The 19,264-nt window shown below is 64.5% G+C and carries 13 protein-coding genes and 1 pseudogene; 10 read left to right on the top strand and 4 right to left on the bottom strand.

Annotation, left to right across the window (positions count from 1 at the left end; translation table 11 throughout):
* Window positions 1-39 precede the first annotated feature (39 nt).
* Window positions 40-249 carry a DUF3079 domain-containing protein gene (locus ACLH0J_RS20935; RefSeq protein ID WP_411388831.1) on the top strand — a complete coding sequence of 70 codons (210 nt, stop codon included), beginning with the start codon at window positions 40-42 and terminating at the stop codon, window positions 247-249.
* A 72-nt stretch (window positions 250-321) separates the two neighbouring features.
* Window positions 322-1,482, top strand: a complete 1,161-nt coding sequence (locus tag ACLH0J_RS20930; RefSeq protein WP_411388830.1) for an L-lactate dehydrogenase — start codon at window positions 322-324, stop codon at window positions 1,480-1,482.
* A gap of 192 nt (window positions 1,483-1,674) precedes the next feature.
* On the opposite strand, the pseudogene ACLH0J_RS20925 reads toward ACLH0J_RS20930, so the two are convergent.
* Both ACLH0J_RS20925 and ACLH0J_RS20920 read right to left on the bottom strand, forming a co-directional pair.
* A pseudogene (locus ACLH0J_RS20925) lies at window positions 1,675-1,949 on the bottom strand (hypothetical protein); the annotation flags it as partial.
* A gap of 100 nt (window positions 1,950-2,049) precedes the next feature.
* A complete protein-coding gene (locus ACLH0J_RS20920) occupies window positions 2,050-3,201 on the bottom strand; it encodes a diguanylate cyclase domain-containing protein (RefSeq protein ID WP_411388829.1) in 1,152 nt (383 codons plus the stop codon).
* Between the two features lie 117 nt (window positions 3,202-3,318).
* Here ACLH0J_RS20920 and ACLH0J_RS20915 point away from each other — a divergent pair, with 117 nt between their 5' ends.
* From ACLH0J_RS20915 to uvrA, 6 genes are all read left to right on the top strand, one after another.
* The gene (locus ACLH0J_RS20915; RefSeq protein ID WP_411388828.1) at window positions 3,319-3,906 is read left to right on the top strand and encodes an NUDIX domain-containing protein; all 588 of its coding nucleotides are present in this window, start codon (window positions 3,319-3,321) and stop codon (window positions 3,904-3,906) included.
* Between the two features lie 76 nt (window positions 3,907-3,982).
* On the top strand, window positions 3,983-4,597 hold the full coding sequence (gene lexA / locus ACLH0J_RS20910) for a transcriptional repressor LexA (protein WP_411388827.1): 615 nt from the start codon (window positions 3,983-3,985) through the stop codon (window positions 4,595-4,597).
* On the top strand, window positions 4,597-5,211 hold the full coding sequence (gene imuA, locus ACLH0J_RS20905; RefSeq protein WP_411388826.1) for a translesion DNA synthesis-associated protein ImuA: 615 nt from the start codon (window positions 4,597-4,599) through the stop codon (window positions 5,209-5,211). Before lexA ends, imuA begins: the two co-directional genes overlap by 1 nt.
* 7 nt (window positions 5,212-5,218) lie before the next feature.
* On the top strand, window positions 5,219-6,631 hold the full coding sequence (locus ACLH0J_RS20900; RefSeq protein WP_411388825.1) for a Y-family DNA polymerase: 1,413 nt from the start codon (window positions 5,219-5,221) through the stop codon (window positions 6,629-6,631).
* 43 nt (window positions 6,632-6,674) lie between these two features.
* The gene (locus tag ACLH0J_RS20895; protein WP_411388824.1) at window positions 6,675-9,746 is read left to right on the top strand and encodes an error-prone DNA polymerase; all 3,072 of its coding nucleotides are present in this window, start codon (window positions 6,675-6,677) and stop codon (window positions 9,744-9,746) included.
* A 91-nt stretch (window positions 9,747-9,837) separates the two neighbouring features.
* A complete protein-coding gene (gene uvrA / locus ACLH0J_RS20890) occupies window positions 9,838-12,357 on the top strand; it encodes an excinuclease ABC subunit UvrA (protein WP_411388823.1) in 2,520 nt (839 codons plus the stop codon).
* A 112-nt stretch (window positions 12,358-12,469) separates the two neighbouring features.
* On the opposite strand, the gene tkt is transcribed toward uvrA, so the two are convergent.
* Window positions 12,470-14,536 (bottom strand): transketolase, encoded by a 2,067-nt coding sequence (tkt, locus tag ACLH0J_RS20885; protein WP_411388822.1) that lies wholly within the window; start codon window positions 14,534-14,536, stop codon window positions 12,470-12,472.
* A gap of 174 nt (window positions 14,537-14,710) precedes the next feature.
* On the opposite strand from tkt, the gene ACLH0J_RS20880 reads away from it, so the two are divergent.
* The gene (locus ACLH0J_RS20880; protein ID WP_411388821.1) at window positions 14,711-14,935 is read left to right on the top strand and encodes a DUF465 domain-containing protein; all 225 of its coding nucleotides are present in this window, start codon (window positions 14,711-14,713) and stop codon (window positions 14,933-14,935) included.
* 69 nt (window positions 14,936-15,004) lie between these two features.
* On the opposite strand, the gene ACLH0J_RS20875 is transcribed toward ACLH0J_RS20880, so the two are convergent.
* Window positions 15,005-16,381: a VOC family protein gene (locus ACLH0J_RS20875; protein ID WP_411388820.1), complete on the bottom strand. Its 1,377-nt coding sequence runs from the start codon at window positions 16,379-16,381 to the stop codon at window positions 15,005-15,007.
* A gap of 194 nt (window positions 16,382-16,575) precedes the next feature.
* Here ACLH0J_RS20875 and ACLH0J_RS20870 point away from each other — a divergent pair, with 194 nt between their 5' ends.
* Window positions 16,576-19,206, top strand: coding sequence for an MGH1-like glycoside hydrolase domain-containing protein (locus ACLH0J_RS20870; RefSeq protein ID WP_411388819.1), 2,631 nt, complete (start codon window positions 16,576-16,578; stop codon window positions 19,204-19,206).
* Window positions 19,207-19,264: the final 58 nt, after the last annotated feature.

Genomic DNA, 19,264 nt, shown 5'->3' with positions numbered 1-19,264 from the left:
CCTAGGCTGTGGCTATCGTTTGAAGGGAGGGAACGTCCCATGGCCAAGCCTTTTCCGCTGCACCCCAAGCACCCCGAGCGCATCTGCTGGGGCTGTGATCGCTACTGCGCCGCGACCGACCTGGCCTGCGGCAATGGGGCCGACCGCACCATGCATCCGGCCGAAATGATCGGCGATGACTGGTACGAGCACGGCGACTGGGGGCTTCTTGCCGAGCCCGCCAGCAAGGATGAGCCTTCAACGGTTTGAGCCAAGCGTGGGCTGGTTGCGCAGCCCATGGCCGGTTACTCTCTGCGCTCAGTTCAGGGAGAGGTGACCTAGATGCCGTTGATTACAACCATCGAAGATTTACGCAAGCTCGCGCAAAAACGTGTGCCACGGATGTTCTACGATTACGCCGATTCCGGTTCCTGGACTGAGAGCACCTACCGGGCCAACGAAAGTGATTTTGCCCGGATCAAATTCCGCCAACGGGTGGCGCGCAATATCGACGCGCGCTCGATCCGCGCCACGATGATCGGCCAGGACATGGCCATGCCAGTGGCCCTGGCGCCCACCGGTCTGGCCGGCATGCAACACGCCGATGGCGAGATTCTCACCGCCCGCGCCGCCGCCGCGTTCGGCCTGCGCTACACCTTGTCGACCATGAGCATCTGTTCCCTGGAAGACATCGCCGAGCACGTCGGCCAGCCGTTCTGGTTCCAGCTGTATGTGATGCGTGACCGCGCATTCATCGAGCAATTGATCGAGCGCGCCAAGGCCGCCGGTGTGGATGCGTTGGTGTTGACCCTGGACCTGCAGATCCTCGGCCAGCGTCACAAGGACTTGATCAACGGCCTGTCGGCGCCGCCCAGATTGACCCTGGCGAATATCCTCAATATGGCGACCAAACCGCGCTGGGTGATGGGCATGCTCGGCACCCGGCGTCACGGCTTCGGCAATATCGTCGGGCATGTGAAGGGCGTGGCGGACATGAGTTCGCTGTCGTCGTGGACCGCCCAGCAATTCGACCCGCGCCTGAGCTGGGACGATGTGGAATGGATCAAGAAGTGCTGGGGCGGCAAGTTGATCATCAAGGGCATCCTCGATGTGGAGGACGCGCGCCTGGCCGCGAATGCCGGTGCCGATGCGTTGGTGGTGAGCAATCACGGCGGGCGCCAGCTCGATGGTGCGCCGTCGAGCATCAGCCAACTGCCGGCGATTGTCGACGCGGTGGGCGAACGCATCGAGGTGTGGCTCGACGGCGGCATCCGTTCCGGCCAGGACGTGCTCAAGGCCATGGCGCTGGGCGCCAAAGGCACCCTGATCGGCCGGCCGCATTTGTATGGTTTGGGGGCGTTGGGCGAGGCGGGGGTGACCAAGGCCCTTGACATCATCGCCCGTGAGTTGGACGTGTCGATGGCCTTGTGTGGGTATAACGATATACGCGATGTGAATCGCGAGATTCTGTTGCCCGGTACATTTCCCGAAAACGTTTTCTGAGCAAAAAAATCGTAAAAAAATAAAAAGAGTTGTCCACGAAAACCGTGGGTATCTCTGTGGATAACTTTGTGAGACCCCGGCGGGTATGGCGATTTAACCTAAGGTCAATATTTGATCAATTACCGGCGCGGGCCAGTATGGGCAGGGTTTGCGCTTGACAGCCAAGCGCGGACCCAGTGCCGAAAAGCGTTTTCAGGAGTCGCCGTTGCGCCCTGTGGAGCGTGTCACCACCGGTGCTGGCATCTTGAATGGCATGTGGATGTCGGCGATCTTGTCGATGGAATCGAACTTCTGCGACAGCAACCAGCGCACCGGCAGCGGCGTTTGATTGCCCAGCTCCGCCGCCAGGTCGATGGCCACCGCACCCCCCAGGAGTGGCCGTAGATCAGGCGTTTGTTCGGGTCTGGTTGTAGCAGTTGGAAGCGTTCCCAGGCGATGCGCGCGTCTTCGTACATGGGCAAAGGTGAAGCTGGGGTTGTACCAGATGGTTTGCGCAGGCAGGCATTAATTCGACGGCTGTCCACGGCGATTGCTTGCAACGTGTTACAGCATCCAGGCGTTGCTCACTCAGGCGGTGGCCATCCGCTGCACCCGGTTACGTCCCTGGGCCTTGGCCTGGTACAGCGCCTGGTCGGCCTGGGAGAGCAAGTGCGACAGGTCGTGACCTGCGCGATCGGTGCTGATGATGCCGATGCTCACGCTGAGGAAACCCGGTGCCAGCAGGTCCAGGTGGGCAAAGGCCTGGCGAATGCGCTCGGCCACCTCGTATGCAACGGCTTCGTCGCTGTCGGCCAGCAGGCAGGCGAACTCCTCGCCGCCGATCCGCGCGAACAAGTCACCCTTGCGCAACGCGGCCCGGGTCACCTGGCTGAACGCGATCAGCGCCTGGTCGCCCATGGGGTGGCCGAAGCTGTCGTTCAGGCGCTTGAAGTGGTCCAGGTCGCACAGCAACAGAGCCGCGGTCTGCTGGCGACGGACACTGTCCGCCAGCAGTTTTTCACCTTTTTGCATAAAGGCGCGGCGGTTGCCGGCACCGGTCAGCGCGTCGCTGAACGCGGCGGCCTTGAAGCGCAGTTCGGCGCGCTCCTTGACCATCGCCAGGGTGACGTAGGCGATGCCGATGGCATACAGCATTGACTCGAACAGCATGAATGAGAAAAACGGCACGCCGTCACCGGCCGACGTCTGCGCATTCTTGAGCGGCAGGCCTGGGTCGAGGAACGCACGGATCGCGTAAAAGCCCGTGTGCCACAGGGTCAGTACCAGGGCGGGGGCGTAGGCCACTTCAAGGCTGGCACGCTTGCGCCATAACTCCAGGGCCGACAACACGCCATAAGCGGCCGCCAGCAGCGAATACAGCATGACCCGCGCCGCCAGCGAACCATAGAACTGCGGCACCAGGCACATCACCAGCCACAGCCCGCACCCGGCAAAGATCCCCGGCAGGCTGGGGTCGCGGTGCACGAAGGCGCGCATGGCGGTCCAGTTCATTGCGGCACTGAGCAGCAGCACCACATTGCCGATGATCAGCGCGACGAACTCCATGCCCGCGCCACGCACCACGATCAACCCGGTGCCCAGGGACGCGCACAGCAGCATGATGCCCAGGTAACCCAGGGTCGGCTCGCGGCCACGGCTCCAGGCATGCACCGTGAGCAGGCCCATCAGGCAGAACACGAACACGGCCACTATCAGTAGCGTCGGGATGTGCAACATCATTGGTTCGAACCTGGAGAGGGATCTTGTTGTGGAGCGCGATTGTAGCCGCATGTCGCGCGCTTGACGCTGGCCTTGGCCGCGCGACATGCTCGCGCTTCTTTGCGCAAAGGCCCGACCATGGACAACAGCCCCGTTCGCATCACCGCTGAAGAAACCCTCTCGGACAATTGGTACCTGCTGAAAAAATACAGCTTCGACCTGCGCCGCCGCGACGGCCGCTGGCAAGCCCAGACCCGCGAAGTGTACGACCGCGGCAATGGCGCGACCCTCCTGTTATACAACCGCGAGCAGCGCACGGTGGTGCTGATTCGCCAATTCCGCATGCCCACCTTCGTCAATGACTACCCCGGTTACCTGATCGAGACTGCGGCAGGCTTGCTGGACAACGCCAGCCCCGAGGAACGCATCCGCCTGGAAGCCGAGGAAGAGACCGGCTACCGCGTGGGGCGGGTGGAGAAAGTCTACGCGGCGTTCATGAGCCCGGGCTCGGTGACCGAGCGGATTCACTTCTTTATCGGTGAATACCAGCCGGGTGACCGGGTCGGCGCCGGTGGTGGGCTGGAGGAGGAGGGCGAGGATATCGAAGTGCTGGAACTGGGCTTCGAACAGGCGCTGGCGATGGTGCAGAGCGGGGAGATTGTGGATGGCAAGACCATCATGTTGTTGCAGCATCTGGAGTTGCGGATGTTGAAAGAGGGGTGGTGAGGGGGGCGTATACACAGCCGGTACCGGGTGTTGCGCTCCTACAGGGTATTGTCAGAAACTTCCCACAGGAGTACAAATGTACTCCATGACTCTAACTCCTCGCCGTACCGCCATCCTGACCTTCATCCGCGACCGTATCGCGCAGCAAGGCCAATCCCCCAGCCTCGCCGAGATCGCCGAGGCGTTCGGTTTTGCCTCGCGCAGTGTCGCGCGCAAACACGTGGTGGCGTTGACCGAAGCCGGTTTCATCGAGGTCAACCCCAACCAGGCCCGTGGCATTCGCCTGCTCAATCAACCCGCGCGCGCCGAATGGCTGGATGTTCCCGTCCTGGGACGCGTGGCCGCCGGCTTGCCCATCGGCGCCGATGCCGACGTGCACAGTCGCCTGCAACTCGATCCCGCCACCTTCACCAAAACCCCGGATTACCTGCTGCGAGTGCAGGGCGATTCGATGATCGAGGACGGTATTCTCGACGGCGACCTGGTGGGCGTACGGCGCAGTGCCGAGGCCGTGAATGGGCAGATCGTGGTGGCGCGCCTGGACGGCGAAGTCACCATCAAGCGTTTCGAGCGTCACGGCGAGCAGGTGCGCCTGCTGCCGCGTAACCCTGCGTATCAACCCATCGTGGTCGGCCCCGACCAGGACCTGGCCATCGAAGGGGTGTTCTGCGGCCTGGTGAGGCAAGGCTGATGGGCGCCGTCGTTGCGTTGGATACGCTGTTCAATGGCGGCCGCGTATGGAAGGGCCGGCCCGTCGCGCCGCCGGCCAGCGTGCACCCCACCGGGCTGGCGGCGCTGGATGCGGTGTTGCCCACGGGCGGTTGGCCGGAGTCGGCGTTGAGCGAAATCCTTATGGCCAAGGACGGCGTGGGCGAACTGCAACTGGTGCTGCCGACCCTGGCGCGGTTGTCGGCGGCGGGGGAGCGCATTGTGTTGGTGGCGCCGCCCTACACGCCGTATCCCCATGCCTGGCAGAACGCCGGGGTGGATTTGCGCCAACTCTCGGTGGTCCAGGCCGAGGAGCGCGATGCGTTGTGGGCGGTGGAACAGTGTCTGCGTTCCGGCAGTTGCGGCGCGGTGCTGTGCTGGCCGCGCAAGGCCGATGACCGCGCGCTGCGGCGTTTGCAGGTGGCGGCGGAAACCGGGCAGACCCTGGCGTTTGCCTGGCGCGCCTTGAGCGAAGCGATCAACGCCTCGCCCGCCGCCTTGCGCCTGGTCGTCGAGGCCAAACCGGCCCGGGTGCGGGTGCTCAAATGCCGGGGCGGCCTGGCCCATCCGACGCCGATTGCCCTGGCGGGGCACTGAGGTTGCCATGCGCTGGGTGTGTATTGTCTTCCCGCAATTGGCGCTGGACGGGGTGCAGCGCCTGCATCCCGACCCGGCCCAACCGCTCGCGCTACTGGCCGGCACGCCGCAGCGGCGTGTGCTGCAAACCGTCAATGACGCCGCCCGCGCCCTCGGCCTGCGTCCCGGCCAATCCCTGACGGCGGCCCATGCCCTGGTCAAGACCTTTACCTGCGCCGAATACGACGCGGTGGAGATCGAGCGCTGGCAGCAGTTTCTCGCGGCCTGGGCCTATCGCTTCAGTTCCCAGGTCAGCGTGTATTACCCGCGTGCATTGCTGTTCGAGATCGAATCGAGCCTGGGGCTGTTCGGGCCCTGGCCGCAGTTCGAGGCGCGCTTGCGTCAGGAGCTGACCGAACTGGGCTTTCGTCATCGTATCGTCGCCGCGCCCAACCCGGTGGCGGCGCGGGTGCTGGCCAATGTCTACGACGGTGTGGCCGTCGGCGATGAGGCGTTGTCGCATGCCCTGGCGCCGCTGCCCATCGACCGCGCCGGCCTCGACCCGACGGCCGCCACGGCCTTGTCGCGCATGGGCCTGCGCACCCTGGCCCAGGTGCAGGCGCTGCCCCGGCACACCCTGGCGCGGCGCTTTGACGCCAGCCTGCTCAAGCACCTGGATGCGCTGACCGGACAGCGGCCCTTGGCCCTGGCGTTCTATCAGCCGCCGGACCAGTTCGATGTGCGCATCGAGTTGAATTTCGATGTGCAATCCCACCAGGCCCTGCTGTTTCCCCTGCGCCGCTTGACCGCTGATCTGTCGGCGTTCCTCTGCGGCCGCGACAGTGGCGTGCAGCGTTTCGACCTGCACCTGGAACACGCCCAGGCGCCCGACAGTGTGATCAAGGTCGGCCTGCTCAGCGCCGAGCGCGAACCGGCGATGCTGTTCGAGCTGGCCCGTGGGCGCCTGGAACAGGTGCAAGTGAGCGCGCCGGTGCGCGGTTTTCGCCTGGTGGCCCAGGACCTGCCGGTGTTCGTGCCGCAGCGCCAGGACCTGTTCGACGACCGTCCGCAACAGACCTTGCCGTGGGAGCAATTGCGCGAACGCCTGCGCGCCCGCCTGGGCGATGAGGCCGTGCAAGGCCTGCGTTTTCACGCCGACCACCGCCCCGAATGCGCCTGGCAAGCGGCGACCGATAAACACCCGTGCCCGACCTTGAACAAGGTGCGACGCCCCGGCTGGTTGCTCAACGAACCGACGCTGCTGGCCGAGCCGGGCGTGCAGATCCTCATGGGCCCGGAACGCATCGAGTCCGGCTGGTGGGACGGTGCGGATATCCGTCGCGATTACTACTTGATCCAGACCCGCGCCGGCCAGCAAGGCTGGGCCTACCGCACGGTGGGGCAAAGCGATGGGCTGTGGCTGCAAGGCTGGTTCGCATGAACACCCAAGCCTTGCCACCGCCCTCCTACGGGGGATCGTGGTTGTGAGTTATGCCGAGTTGCATTGCTTGTCCAATTTCAGTTTCCAGCGCGGTGCCTCCAGTGCGCTGGAGTTGTTCGAACGCGCCAAGCGCCAGGGCTACAGTGCCCTGGCGATCACCGACGAATGCACCTTGGCCGGCATCGTGCGGGCCTGGCAGGCGGCGAAGGCGGTGGCGTTGCCGCTGATTATCGGCAGTGAGATGCGCATCGAAAACGGCCCGAAACTGGTGTTGCTGGTGCAGGATCTCAGCGGCTACCAGCACCTGTGCCGCCTGATCACCCTGGCCCGGCGCCGTGCCGAAAAAGGCCGCTATCGCCTGCTGCTCGAAGATTTCGAGCAACCGTTGCCCGGCCTGCTGGCGCTGTGGGTCGCTGAAGACAGCGACACCCAGGCTTCAATCCAATGGCTACGCCGCACCTTCGCCGAGCGCCTGTGGCTGGCGGTGCACCTGCATTGCGGCCAGGACGATGGGCGTCACCTGGAGCAACGCCTGCAACTGGCCGCCAGCCTGCAGATCCCGGCGGTGGCTTGTGGCGATGTGCACATGCATGCGCGGGGTCGCCGCGCCCTGCAAGACACCCTCACCGCCATCCACCATCACGTGCCGGTGGTCGACGCCGGCACGCGCCTGCACCCCAATGGCGAGCGCCATCTGCGCAGCCTCGACGCCCTGGCCGCGCTGTACCCGCAGGCGCTGCGCGACGAAACCCTGGCCATCGCCCAGCGCTGCACCTTCGACCTCAGCCAGTTGCGCTACCACTATCCCCGCGAGCTGGTGCCCGCCGGGCATGACGCCACTTCCTGGCTGCGCAGCGTCACCGAAACCGGCATCGCCCAGCGCTGGCCCCACGGCGTCGATGCCAAGACCTTGCAGCAGATCCATCACGAGCTGACGTTGATCGGCGAACTGGGCTACGAAAGCTATTTCCTCACCGTGCACGACATCGTGCGCTTCGCCCGCAGTCGCGGGATTCTGTGCCAGGGCCGGGGCTCGGCGGCCAATTCGGCGGTGTGTTTTGCCCTGGGGATCACCGAGATCGACCCGGGCCTGACCAACATGCTGTTCGAGCGCTTTTTGTCCAAGGAACGCAATGAGCCGCCGGACATCGATGTGGACTTTGAACATGAACGCCGCGAAGAAGTGCTGCAGTACGTGTTCCAGCGCTACGGGCGCCACCGCGCGGCGCTGACGGCGGTGGTCAGCAGTTATCACGCCTCTGGGGCGGTGCGCGACGTGGCCAAGGCTCTGGGCCTGCCGCCGGACCAGATCAACGCCCTGGCCGAGTGTTGCGGGCGCTGGAGCGACGACGCGCCGCCGCTGGAGCGTCTGCGTGAAGCCGGCTTCGACCCGCACAGCCCGATCCTGCGCCGCGTGCTGAGCCTCACCCAGCAACTGATCGGCTTCCCCCGGCACCTGTCCCAGCACCCCGGCGGTTTCGTGATTTCCGAACACCCGCTCGACACCCTGGTACCGGTGGAAAACGCCGCGATGGCCGAGCGCACCATCATCCAGTGGGACAAGGACGACCTCGACGCCGTCGGCCTGCTCAAAGTGGACATCCTCGCCCTGGGCATGCTCAGCGCGATCCGCCGCTGTTTCGACCTGCTGCGCCGCCATCGTGATCGCGATCTGGCCCTGGCGACGATCCCCAGGGAAGACCCGGCCACCTACGCGATGATCAGCCAGGCCGACACCATCGGCGTGTTCCAGATCGAGTCGCGGGCGCAGATGTCGATGTTGCCCCGGCTCAAGCCCAGGACCTTCTACGACCTGGTGATCGAGGTGGCCATCGTGCGCCCCGGGCCGATCCAGGGCGGCATGGTGCACCCGTACCTGCGCCGGCGGAACAACGAGGAGCCCACCACCTATCCGTCGCCGGAACTGGAAACGGTGCTCAAGCGCACCCTGGGTATCCCGTTGTTCCAGGAGCAAGTGATGCAGATCGCCATGGTCGCCGCCGACTACAGCCCCGGCGAGGCCGACCAGTTGCGCCGCTCCATGGCCGCCTGGAAACGCCACGGCGGCCTGGAACCGCATCAGGCGCGCCTGCGCACCGGCATGTTGAAGAACGGCTATAGCGAAGCCTTCGCCGCGCAGATCTTCGAGCAGATCAAGGGCTTTGGCAGTTATGGTTTTCCCGAGTCCCACGCGGCCAGTTTCGCCTTGCTGACCTACGCCAGTTGCTGGCTCAAATGCCATGAACCGGCGGCCTTCGCCTGTGCGTTGATCAACAGTTGGCCCATGGGTTTCTACAGCCCGGACCAGATCCTGCAGGACGCGCGGCGCCATCGCTTGCAGGTGCGCCCGGTGGATGTGCTGGCCAGTGACTGGGATTGCAGCCTGGAACCCATCGACGGCGCGCAACCGGCGATTCGCCTCGGGTTGCGCATGATCGCGGGGTTTCGCGAAGAGGATGGGCGGCGTATCGAAGCGGCGCGCCAACGCCGTATGTTCAGCGACATCGCCGACCTGGACGCACGCGCCGGCCTGGATGCCCGCGCCCAGGCATTGCTGGCGGATTCGGGGGCTTTGCGGGCCCTGGCCGGCAACCGGCACCAGGCGCGCTGGGACGTGGCGGGCGTGCATAAACAACTGGGCTTGTTTGCCGGTTTGCCCAGCCCCGACGAAGCGCTGGTGGAACTGCCCGCACCGACCGTGGGCGAGGACCTGCACGCCGATTACGCCACCGTCGGCACCACCCTCGGTCCCCATCCCTTGGCGCTGTTGCGGGCGGAACTGCGTAAGCGCCGCTGCCGCAGCTCGAACGAACTGCTGGCGGTGGCGCATGGGCGGCCTGTCAGCGTCGCCGGGCTGGTCACCGGCCGGCAGCGTCCCGGCACTGCCAGCGGGGTGACGTTCGTGACCCTGGAAGACGAATTCGGCAACCTCAATGTGGTGGTCTGGCGCGATCTGGCAGAACGTCAGCGCGCCGTATTGGTGGGCTCGCGGCTGCTGAAAGTCGACGGGCGCTGGGAAGCGGTGGGCGAGGTGCGGCATCTGATCGCCGGACGGTTGACTGACCTCACGCCGTTGCTGGAGGGCATCACCGTGCGCAGTCGGGATTTTCACTGAGGCCGGTGGCATCTGCGGTGATTACCCCCTAACGTATGACCCCTGAAACCCAACGGGTGCGCAGCGTGCTCACCGCCAGACAAGGCCGACCATGACTTCACAGCGCAACATCCCCCCGATCACTGCCCAGCGCCCAGGCTTTGTGCGTGTGCGCGGCGCCCGCGAACATAACTTGCGCAACGTCGATGTGGATATTCCACGGGATGCCCTGGTGGTGTTCACCGGCGTGTCGGGCTCGGGCAAATCGTCCCTGGCGTTTTCCACCGTGTATGCCGAGGCCCAGCGCCGTTATTTCGAGTCGGTGGCGCCCTATGCGCGGCGCTTGATCGACCAGGTCGGCGTGCCGGATGTGGATTCCATCGAAGGCCTGCCGCCGGCCGTGGCCTTGCAACAACAGCGCGGCACGCCGAGTGCGCGGTCGTCGGTGGGCAGCGTCACCACCTTGTCGAGTTTGATCCGCATGCTTTACTCCCGCGCCGGCAGTTATCCGCCGGGGCAGGCGATGCTGTATGCCGAGGATTTTTCACCGAACCTGCCCCAGGGCGCGTGCCCGCAATGCCATGGCCTGGGTCGTGTGTATGAAGTGACCGAGGCGCTGATGGTGCCCGATCCGTCCCTGACCATCCGCCAGCGCGCGGTGGCGTCCTGGCCATTGGCGTGGCAGGGGCAGAACCTGCGCGACATCCTGGTGACCCTGGGCTATGACGTTGATATTCCGTGGCGCGAGTTGCCGAAAAAACAGCGCGACTGGATCCTGTTCACCGAAGAAACCCCCACCGTACCGGTGTACGCCGGCTTGACCCCCGAACAGACCCGCGAGGCGCTCAAACGCAAGCTGGAACCGAGTTACCAGGGCACCTTCAGCGGTGCGCGGCGCTACATCCTGCACACCTTCACCCACACCCAGAGCGCGCTGATGAAAAAGCGCGTGTCGCAGTTCATGCAGGGCAGCGCCTGCCCGTTGTGCGCGGGTAAACGGCTGACCCAGGCGGCGTTGTCGGTGACGTTCGCCGGGCTGGATATTGGCGCGCTGTCACAGCTGTCGCTGACCCAATTGGCCGAGGTGCTGCGCCCGGTGGCGGCGGGGCAGGACACCATGAAACTGTCGGTGGAAAAGCGCCTGGCGGCCCAGCGCATCGCCGAGGATTTGCTCGATCGGGTCAGCACCTTGACCGAACTGGGCCTGGGCTATCTGGCCCTGGAGCGCAGTACGCCGACGTTGTCGTCCGGCGAGCTGCAGCGTTTGCGCCTGGCCACGCAGTTGGGCTCGCAGCTGTTCGGCGTGATCTATGTGCTGGATGAACCTTCGGCGGGCTTGCACCCGGCCGATGGCGAAGCGCTGTTCACCGCGCTCGAGCGTTTGAAGGCTGCGGGCAATTCGTTGTTTGTGGTGGAGCATGACCTGGAAACCATGCGCCGGGCCGACTGGCTGATCGACGTCGGCCCGGCGGCCGGTGAGCATGGCGGCCACGTGTTGTACAGCGGGCCGCCGGCGGGGCTGGCCGATGTGGAGGCTTCGCAGACCCGCCACTACCTGTTTGCCGAACGGCGTGCGTCGAACCCATCGCAACGCCAGCCCCAGGGCTGGTTGACGCTTGAAGGCGTGACGCGCAACAACCTCAAGGACTTGGACGTGGACTTCCCGCTGGGCTGTTTTACGGCGGTGACCGGGATTTCCGGTTCGGGCAAGTCCAGCCTGGTCAGCCAGGCCTTGCTGGAACTGGTGGGCAGCGGCCTCGGCAGTCGGCTGGACAGCGACGAAGAGCCGAGCCTGGAAGACGACGCCCCGCAACCCAGCGGCGGGCGCATCGGCGCCGGGCTGGAGCACATCCGCCGTCTGGTGCAGGTGGACCAGAAACCCATCGGCCGCACCCCGCGCTCCAACCTGGCGACCTACACCGGTTTGTTCGACCACGTGCGCAAACTGTTCGCCGCCACACCGGCGGCAAAAACACACGGTTACGACGCCGGGCAGTTCTCCTTCAACGTCGCCAAGGGCCGCTGCCCCCATTGCGAAGGCGAGGGCTTTGTCAGCGTCGAATTGCTGTTCATGCCCAGCGTGTACGCGCCATGTCCGACCTGCCACGGCGCGCGTTACAACCCCGAAACCCTGGCGATCGAATGGCAAGGCCTGAGCATCGCCCAGGTGCTGGGGCTCACGGTGGAACAGGCGGTCGAGGTGTTTGCCGAGCAGCCTGGCGTGTTGCGTTCGTTGCAGGTGCTGCGCGATATCGGCCTGGGCTATCTGCGCCTTGGCCAACCGGCGACCGAACTCTCCGGCGGCGAAGCGCAACGCATCAAGCTCGCCACCGAGCTGCAACGCAATGCCCGTGGCGCGACCTTGTACGTGCTGGACGAACCCACCACCGGCTTGCATCCACGGGATGTCGACCGCTTGCTCAGCCAGCTCAATCACTTGGTGGATGCCGGGCACACGGTGGTCGTGGTGGAGCATGAAATGCGCGTGGTGGCCCAGAGCGATTGGGTGATCGACATCGGGCCGGGGGCAGGTGACCTGGGAGGCAAGGTGGTTGCCAGCGGCACGCCGCAGACGGTAGCCAGGAGCAAGAACAGCCGCACCGCAGCGTTCCTGGCCCGAGAGCTGGCCTGACAAGCGAAAAGGCTCAACAGTGTGGGAGGGGGCTTGCTCCCGATAGCGGTATATCAGTCACAACATTCCTGACTGATCCATTGCAATCGGGAGCAAGCCCCCTCCCACAGGTTTATTTGTGTTGGGGCAGTTGGATTTGTGCCTTGGCCTGCTTCACCACATTCGCCACGGTAAAGCCGAACTTCTCCTGCAGCTTGGCCAGCGGCGCCGATGCGCCAAAGCTGTTCATCACCACTTTGGCGCCGGTCTGCCCGACATAACGGTCCCAGCCCAGGGGGCCAGCCTGTTCCACCACGACCCGGGCCTTTACCGCCGGCGGCAACACGCTGTCGCGGTAGGCCTGGTCCTGCTCTTCAAACAGTTCCCAACTGGGCATGGACACGACCTGCGCGGCAATTCCTTCAGCCTCGAGCTGTTCATAGGCCGCCACCGCCAGGCTGACTTCACTGCCCGTGGCGATCAGGAGCACTTCGGGCTTGTCTGCGCCCGCCAACACATAAGCACCCTTGGCGGCACCGGCCGCCGCTGCGTAGCGGGTACGGTCCAGCGTCGGCAGGGGCTGGCGTGACAGTACCAGGCAACTGGGGCGATCGGTCTGGGCCAGGGCGACGGTCCAGAGTTCCCGCGTTTCATTGGCATCGCCCGGACGCAGGGTCAGCAACCCCGGCGTGGCGCGCAGTTGGGTCAAGTGCTCGATGGGCTGGTGGGTGGGGCCGTCCTCGCCGACGCCGATCGAGTCATGGGTAAACACGAACACCACCGGCAACTCCATGATGGCCGCCAGGCGGATCGGCGGTTTCATGTAGTCGCTGAATACCAGGAACGTCGAGGTGTACGCACGCAGGTAAGACAGCGCCATGCCATTGGCGATCGCGCCCATGGCGTGTTCACGGATGCCGAAGTGCAGGTTGCGTCCGCTGTAGTCGTCGGCACTGAAACGCCCGGCGCCATCAAAGGTGAGGTTGGTCTTGGTCGAGGGCGACAAGTCCGCCGAGCCGCCGAGCAGCCACGGGATCTGCCGGGCAAACGCATTCAGCACGTCACCACCGGCCGCGCGGCTGGCCACGCCCTTAGCGTCGCTGGCGAAGCCGGGCACGTCGGCCTGCCAATGCTCGGGCATTTCCCCCGCGCGCATGCGCCGCAACTCGTCGGCCCGTTGCGGGGCGTCCTGCTCGAGCTGCGCCAGGTGCTGGTTCCATTGTTCATACAGCGGGCGGCTGCGCGCCAGCAAGGCATCGCGCAGTACCGTGCGCGCTTCATCGGGCACCAGGAAGCTTGAGTCTTGCGGCCAGCCATACGCGGCTTTGGTCAGGCGAATTTCCTCAGCGCCCAAGGGTTCGCCATGGGCGGCGGCGGTGTTGTGTTTGTGCGGCGAGCCATAGCCGATGACGCTGTCGACCACGATCAGGGTCGGCGCGCCGGTATTGCCCTGGAAGGTCGCCAGCGCATCGCTCAAGGCGCGCAGGTCGTTGGCGTCGGTCATGTGCACGGTGTGCCAGCCGTAGGCCTGGAAGCGTGCGATCACGTCCTCGCTGAACGCCAGCTCGGTGTGGCCTTCGATGCTGATGGTGTTGTTGTCGTAGAGCCAGCACAGGTTATCCAGCTTCAAGTGCCCGGCCAGGGACGCGGCTTCGCTGCTGATGCCTTCCATCATGTCGCCGTCGCCGCACAGGGTGTAGACGTTGTAGTCGAACAGCACCTGGCCGTCGCGGTTGAAGCGCTCGCCCAGCCAGCGCCCGGCCATGGCCATGCCGACGCTGTTGGCGCAGCCCTGGCCGAGGGGGCCGGTGGTGGTTTCGACGCCGGTGGTCATGCGGTACTCGGGGTGGCCCGGGGTCTTGGAACCCATCTGCCGGAACTGCTTGATATCGTCCAGGCTGATCGCCGGTTGCCCCGAGCGTTTGCCCTGGGCATCGACCTCGACCACGCCGGCCAGGTGCAGCAGCGAATACAACAGCATCGACGCATGCCCCACCGACAGCACAAAGCGGTCACGGTTGGGCCAGTCGGGATGCTCAGGGTGGTAGCGCAGGAAGCGGCTCCACAGTGTATAGCCCACCGGAGCCAGGCCCATGGGCGTGCCCGGATGGCCGGAATTGGCCTTCTGCACGGCGTCCATGGCCAGGGTGCGAAGGGTGTTGATGCATTGCGTGTCGACAGCGGTGGCGGCATGGGTCATGAAACCGGTCTCCCTCGAGTGGCGATCTACAGTGGAGGACGGGAGGCGGCAAAGGTTTGATCCGGGCGCCGGCGTTGCGACGAACGGAGATGTATTGACCTTGAGCATGACAAGGTCCCTTGGAATGGGCTAGCTTCAAGGGTGTACACATTGATCAACTTGCGGAGGTACGCCATGCCAGTGAAACACGACTTGTATCAGGATTTGGGATTGAGCAAGGAAGAGGTTGATGGCCACCGGGCGAAAAGCCCTCATCTGAACGCGTTGTTTGATAAATACGCCGAGGCTGACCGTTCGGTCGTGAGCGCCGAAGAGAAGAACGGCAGCGATGAGGAAGTGAAGAAATTGAAAGAAAAACGCTTGCTGGTCAAAGATCAGATCAAGGATCTGCTGCAGTAACACGGGCGGTCTATTCGATGAGGGAGCGGGCCAATCGCTCCCTTGCACATTTGCCGGGCGGGCACCTCTCTACGCCAGCAGTGCCTGAGTGCATTCGTCGATCGAGCGCTGCTGCGTCTGCTCGTACAGCTTCAATTCATCCAGGGTCTGGCGCCCCAGCGCCTGCTCGAATTCCGCCTGATTGGCATTGGCCGCGTAGTGACTCTGGGCGGCGTCCCCCAGGTTCGACTGAAAAATCCCCGCCGCACTGACCGGCAGAAAATCCTCATACACCAACGGTTCCACGTCCACATGGCCGACTGCGACCAGCGCGTCCAGGGTGCGCGGTTGATCGGCCTGGCCGCGTGCCGCCAGGCCTTTGTCCGTCGCGAAATAACGAAAATACGCCAGGCCTTGTTCACGCATCTGCGCGTAGTTGTCCGGGAAGGCCTGGAAGTGCTGCGCCATCAAGGCCATGTAACGCGCGGCATTGCCCTCGTTGGGGAACGCGCCCAGTTCATCGCGGGCGGCGTTGAGTAACTGGTCGTAGAGCGCACGACCCTTGGGCGTCAGCGCTACGCCACGCTGTTCGATCTCGCCGAAGCGCGCGCTGTGGCTGCCTTTGGCGTCGGTGAAGGCGATGGACTCGTCGAGGGCCTTGAAGCTGGTCTGGCGTAACAGGATCGGGCAGGTGCGGCGCGGTGGGCCTTCGATCACGGCCTTGGGGGTGATGCCTTTGCCGGGCATGGCGGCCTGGACCTGGTCGATGTCCAGGGTACGCGGGGTCAGGTGGTTGATGTGCGGACCCTTGAAGGCCACCACGTCGGCGATCAGGCGGTGTTGGTCGCTGAGTTGCTGGTACTGGGCGGCGGTGACCGTGGCGGTGTGGTGCCAGCGGAAGGTTTCCAGGGCCTGGCGGATAAATTCGTCGGCATCCGTTGCACGCAGGCCGCCGTCTTTTTCCGCTTGTTCGATCAGCGCGAGGGCGCGCGGGGTGAAGATCGAGCGTTTGGCCAGGGCGGCTTCGGCGAAGGCGCGCAGGTCGGGGTTTTCGATCAGCTCCAGGCGCAGTAACGAAGTGAACACGCGAAACGGGCTGGTTTGCAGCGCGCTTTCATGCACGGCGCGAAACGCGGTGGAGTGCACCGGCACGCCGGCCGGGGTCAGGTCGTAGTAGCCCACCGGCTGCATGCCCATCACCGCGAACAGCCGGCCGATGGTGGCCAGTTCCGCGGCAGTCCCCAGGCGGATGGCGCCGTGGCGTTCCATGTCCAGGCGCTGGAGCTCGCCGGTGCGCTGCAGGTGCTGCGCCAGGCTCGGGTCGGCATCAAGCACGCCACGGTTGGTTTCGGCGACCAACTCCATCAGCGCGCCGTACAGGGGGACTTCAGCGCGGTACATATCGGACATGGCCTTGGAAAAGCCTTTGCGGATGTCGTCGGGGCTGATGAACGAAACGGTGGGCATAGAAAAATTCCTGGCTGCGGTAAGAGTAATGAATGCCGTTGTGCCGATTCTGTTGGGCGCGCTGGGGCTGTGCAAACGAAGATTCCTCTGGACTTCATTCTGCAAATGAATGAGTAGGGTAAAACTGTCTTCATGTGCGCCGGCGGGGGATGGGTTCTACACTGGCCCTCACGCGACGGCTGAGGGAGGCTTGGATGACTGCCACGATTCTGCAAACGGTTGAAGGCCAGCGTCTGGCCGGCGAGGCGGCCGCCCGTTGGCGCGAGTGGGGCCCGTACCTGAGCGAACGCCAGTGGGGCACCGTACGCGAGGATTACAGCGCCGACGGCGACGCCTGGGCCTACTTTCCCCACGAACATGCGCGCAGCCGTGCCTACCGGTGGGGCGAGGATGGTCTGGCCGGTTTCAGCGACAAGGCGCAACGCTGGTGCCTGGGCCTGGCCCTGTGGAACGAGCGCGACGCGATCCTCAAGGAACGTCTGTTCGGCCTGAACAACGCTGAGGGCAACCACGGTGAGGACGTCAAGGAACTGTACTTTTTCGTCGACGGTGTACCGAGCCATGCCTACATGCGCATGCTCTACAAGTATCCCCACGGGGCGTTTCCCTATGCCGACCTGATCGCCGAAAACGCACGGCGCGGTCTGGAGGATGCCGAATATGAAATCCTCGATACCGGCGTGTTCGAGGACAACCGCTACTGCGACGTCAGCGTCGAATATGCCAAGCATCGGCCCGACGACATCTTCATGCGTGTCACCGTGCATAACCGTTCCGATCAACCGACCCGTCTGCAGGTGCTGCCGCAGTTGTGGGCGCGCAACGACTGGAGCTGGACCGTCGATGCCCCCAAGCCGCAGTTGCGCCTTGAGGGCGAGCAGGTGCTGGCCCGCCATCATGGCCTCAGTGATCGCTATCTCAGCGCCTGGGGCCAGGACGGCGTGCAGTGGTTGTTCTGCGAAAACGACAGCAACGTGCCCCGGCTGGACGGGCAACCGGCGCCCGGCCCGTTCAAGGATGGCATCAACGATTACGTGGTGGATGGCGTTCAATCGGCGATTCGCCATGACACCGGCACCAAGGTCGCTGCGCGTTTCATCCTTGACCTGGCGGGGCTGGAACATAAAACCCTTTACCTGCGTTTTGCGCCCACGGCTGCGCCGGCCGTCAACGCCCGCAAGCTGTTCGAGTTGCGCCGCCAGGAGGCCGATGACTTCTACGCCGCCCTGCAACACGGCATCGCCGACGACGATGCGCGCAATGTGCAGCGCCAGGCATTGGCCGGGTTGCTGTGGTCCAAGCAGCTCTACTATTTCGACGTGAACCAGTGGCTCGACGGCGACCCGGCCCAGCCCGCGCCGCCGCCCGAGCGCCTGCATATCCGCAATACCCATTGGCGGCACCTGTCCAACTTCGACATCCTGTCCATGCCCGACACCTGGGAATATCCGTGGTACGCCTCCTGGGACCAGGGCTTCCAGGCGGTGGCGTTGGCGCTGATTGACCCGGGGTTCGCCAAACAGCAGTTGCTGCTGCTGGTGAAGGACCGTTTCATGCATCCCAATGGTCAATTGCCGGCCTATGAATGGCGTTTCGACGACGCCAACCCGCCGGTGCATGCCTGGGCCAGTTGGCGGGTGTATCAGCAGGACAAGGCGCTGAATGGCATAGGCGATCTGGATTTTCTGGAACGGATCTTCCACAAGCTGCTGCTGAATTTTTCCTGGTGGGTCAACCGCAAGGATGCCGAGGGGCGCAACCTGTTCCAGGGCGGTTTCCTGGGCCTGGACAATATTGCCTTGTTCGACCGCTCGGCTGCGCTGCCGCCGGGCTATCAGCTCGATCAAGCCGATGGCACCGCCTGGGTCGCCGCGTATGCGCTGGACTTGATGCGCATGGGGCTGGAACTGGCCAAGCGCAATGGCGTGTACGTCGATATATCGGTGAAGTTTTTCGAGCACTTCCTGTATATCGCCGGTGCGATCAACCGCGTCGATGACAGCGTCGAAGGGCTGTGGGATGAGCAGGACCTGTTTTTCTATGACGTGCTGCACCGTCCCGATGGCCAGAACGAACCGGTGCGCCTGCGTTCCATCGTCGGTCTGATGCCCTTGTTCGCCGTGCTGGTGCTCGAACAGCGCGAGCATGAGGGCTTGGAAGGTTTGCGTGAGTCCTTGCTGGGGTTCATGCAGCATCGGCCGGACCTGGCCAGATTGGTCTCGCGCTGGAACGAGCCGGGGCAGGGCAATCGCCTGTTGCTGGCGTTGTTGCGCGGCGAGCGTACCAAGGACTTGCTGCGGCGCATGCTCGATGAAAACGAGTTCCTCTCGGCGTTTGGCGTGCGCTCCCTGTCCAAGGCCTTTGCCGAACAACCCCTGGCCTTGAAGATGAATGGCAACACCCTGTGCGCCCGCTACCAGCCAGGCGAATCCGATTCACGCTTGTACGGCGGCAACTCCAACTGGCGCGGGCCGTTGTGGATGCCGGTGAACTACATGCTGATCGAGTCGCTGCGCGAGTTTCACCGTTACTACGCGGACGATTTCTCGGTGGAGTACCCGACGGGTAGCGGGTACCTGGCCTCCCTGGAGGAAGTGGCCGACAGCCTCAGCCAGCGGCTGACGCGCCTGGTGCTCAGGGATGAAAACGGTTCGCGGCCGTCGATGGTGGGGTATGCGCAACTGGAGGCGGACCCGGCCAGTCGCGACCTGGTGCTGTTTCATGAGTATTTTCATGGCGAGACGGGACGCGGCCTGGGGGCTTCGCACCAGACCGGCTGGAGCGCGTTGGTGGCGTTGCTGCTGCATGTACCGTTACGGGCTTGAATCGGGTAGGTTCCATGGTCAACAGCGCTACTGCCGTCCTGATCTGCCCCTGGGCCAG

It is taken from the genome of Pseudomonas sp. MPB23, from assembly GCF_046605395.1.
Classification (GTDB): Bacteria; Pseudomonadota; Gammaproteobacteria; order Pseudomonadales; family Pseudomonadaceae; genus Aquipseudomonas.
The sequence above is the reverse complement of the archived record's forward strand: the minus strand, read 5'-3'. Positions and strand labels throughout refer to the sequence as shown.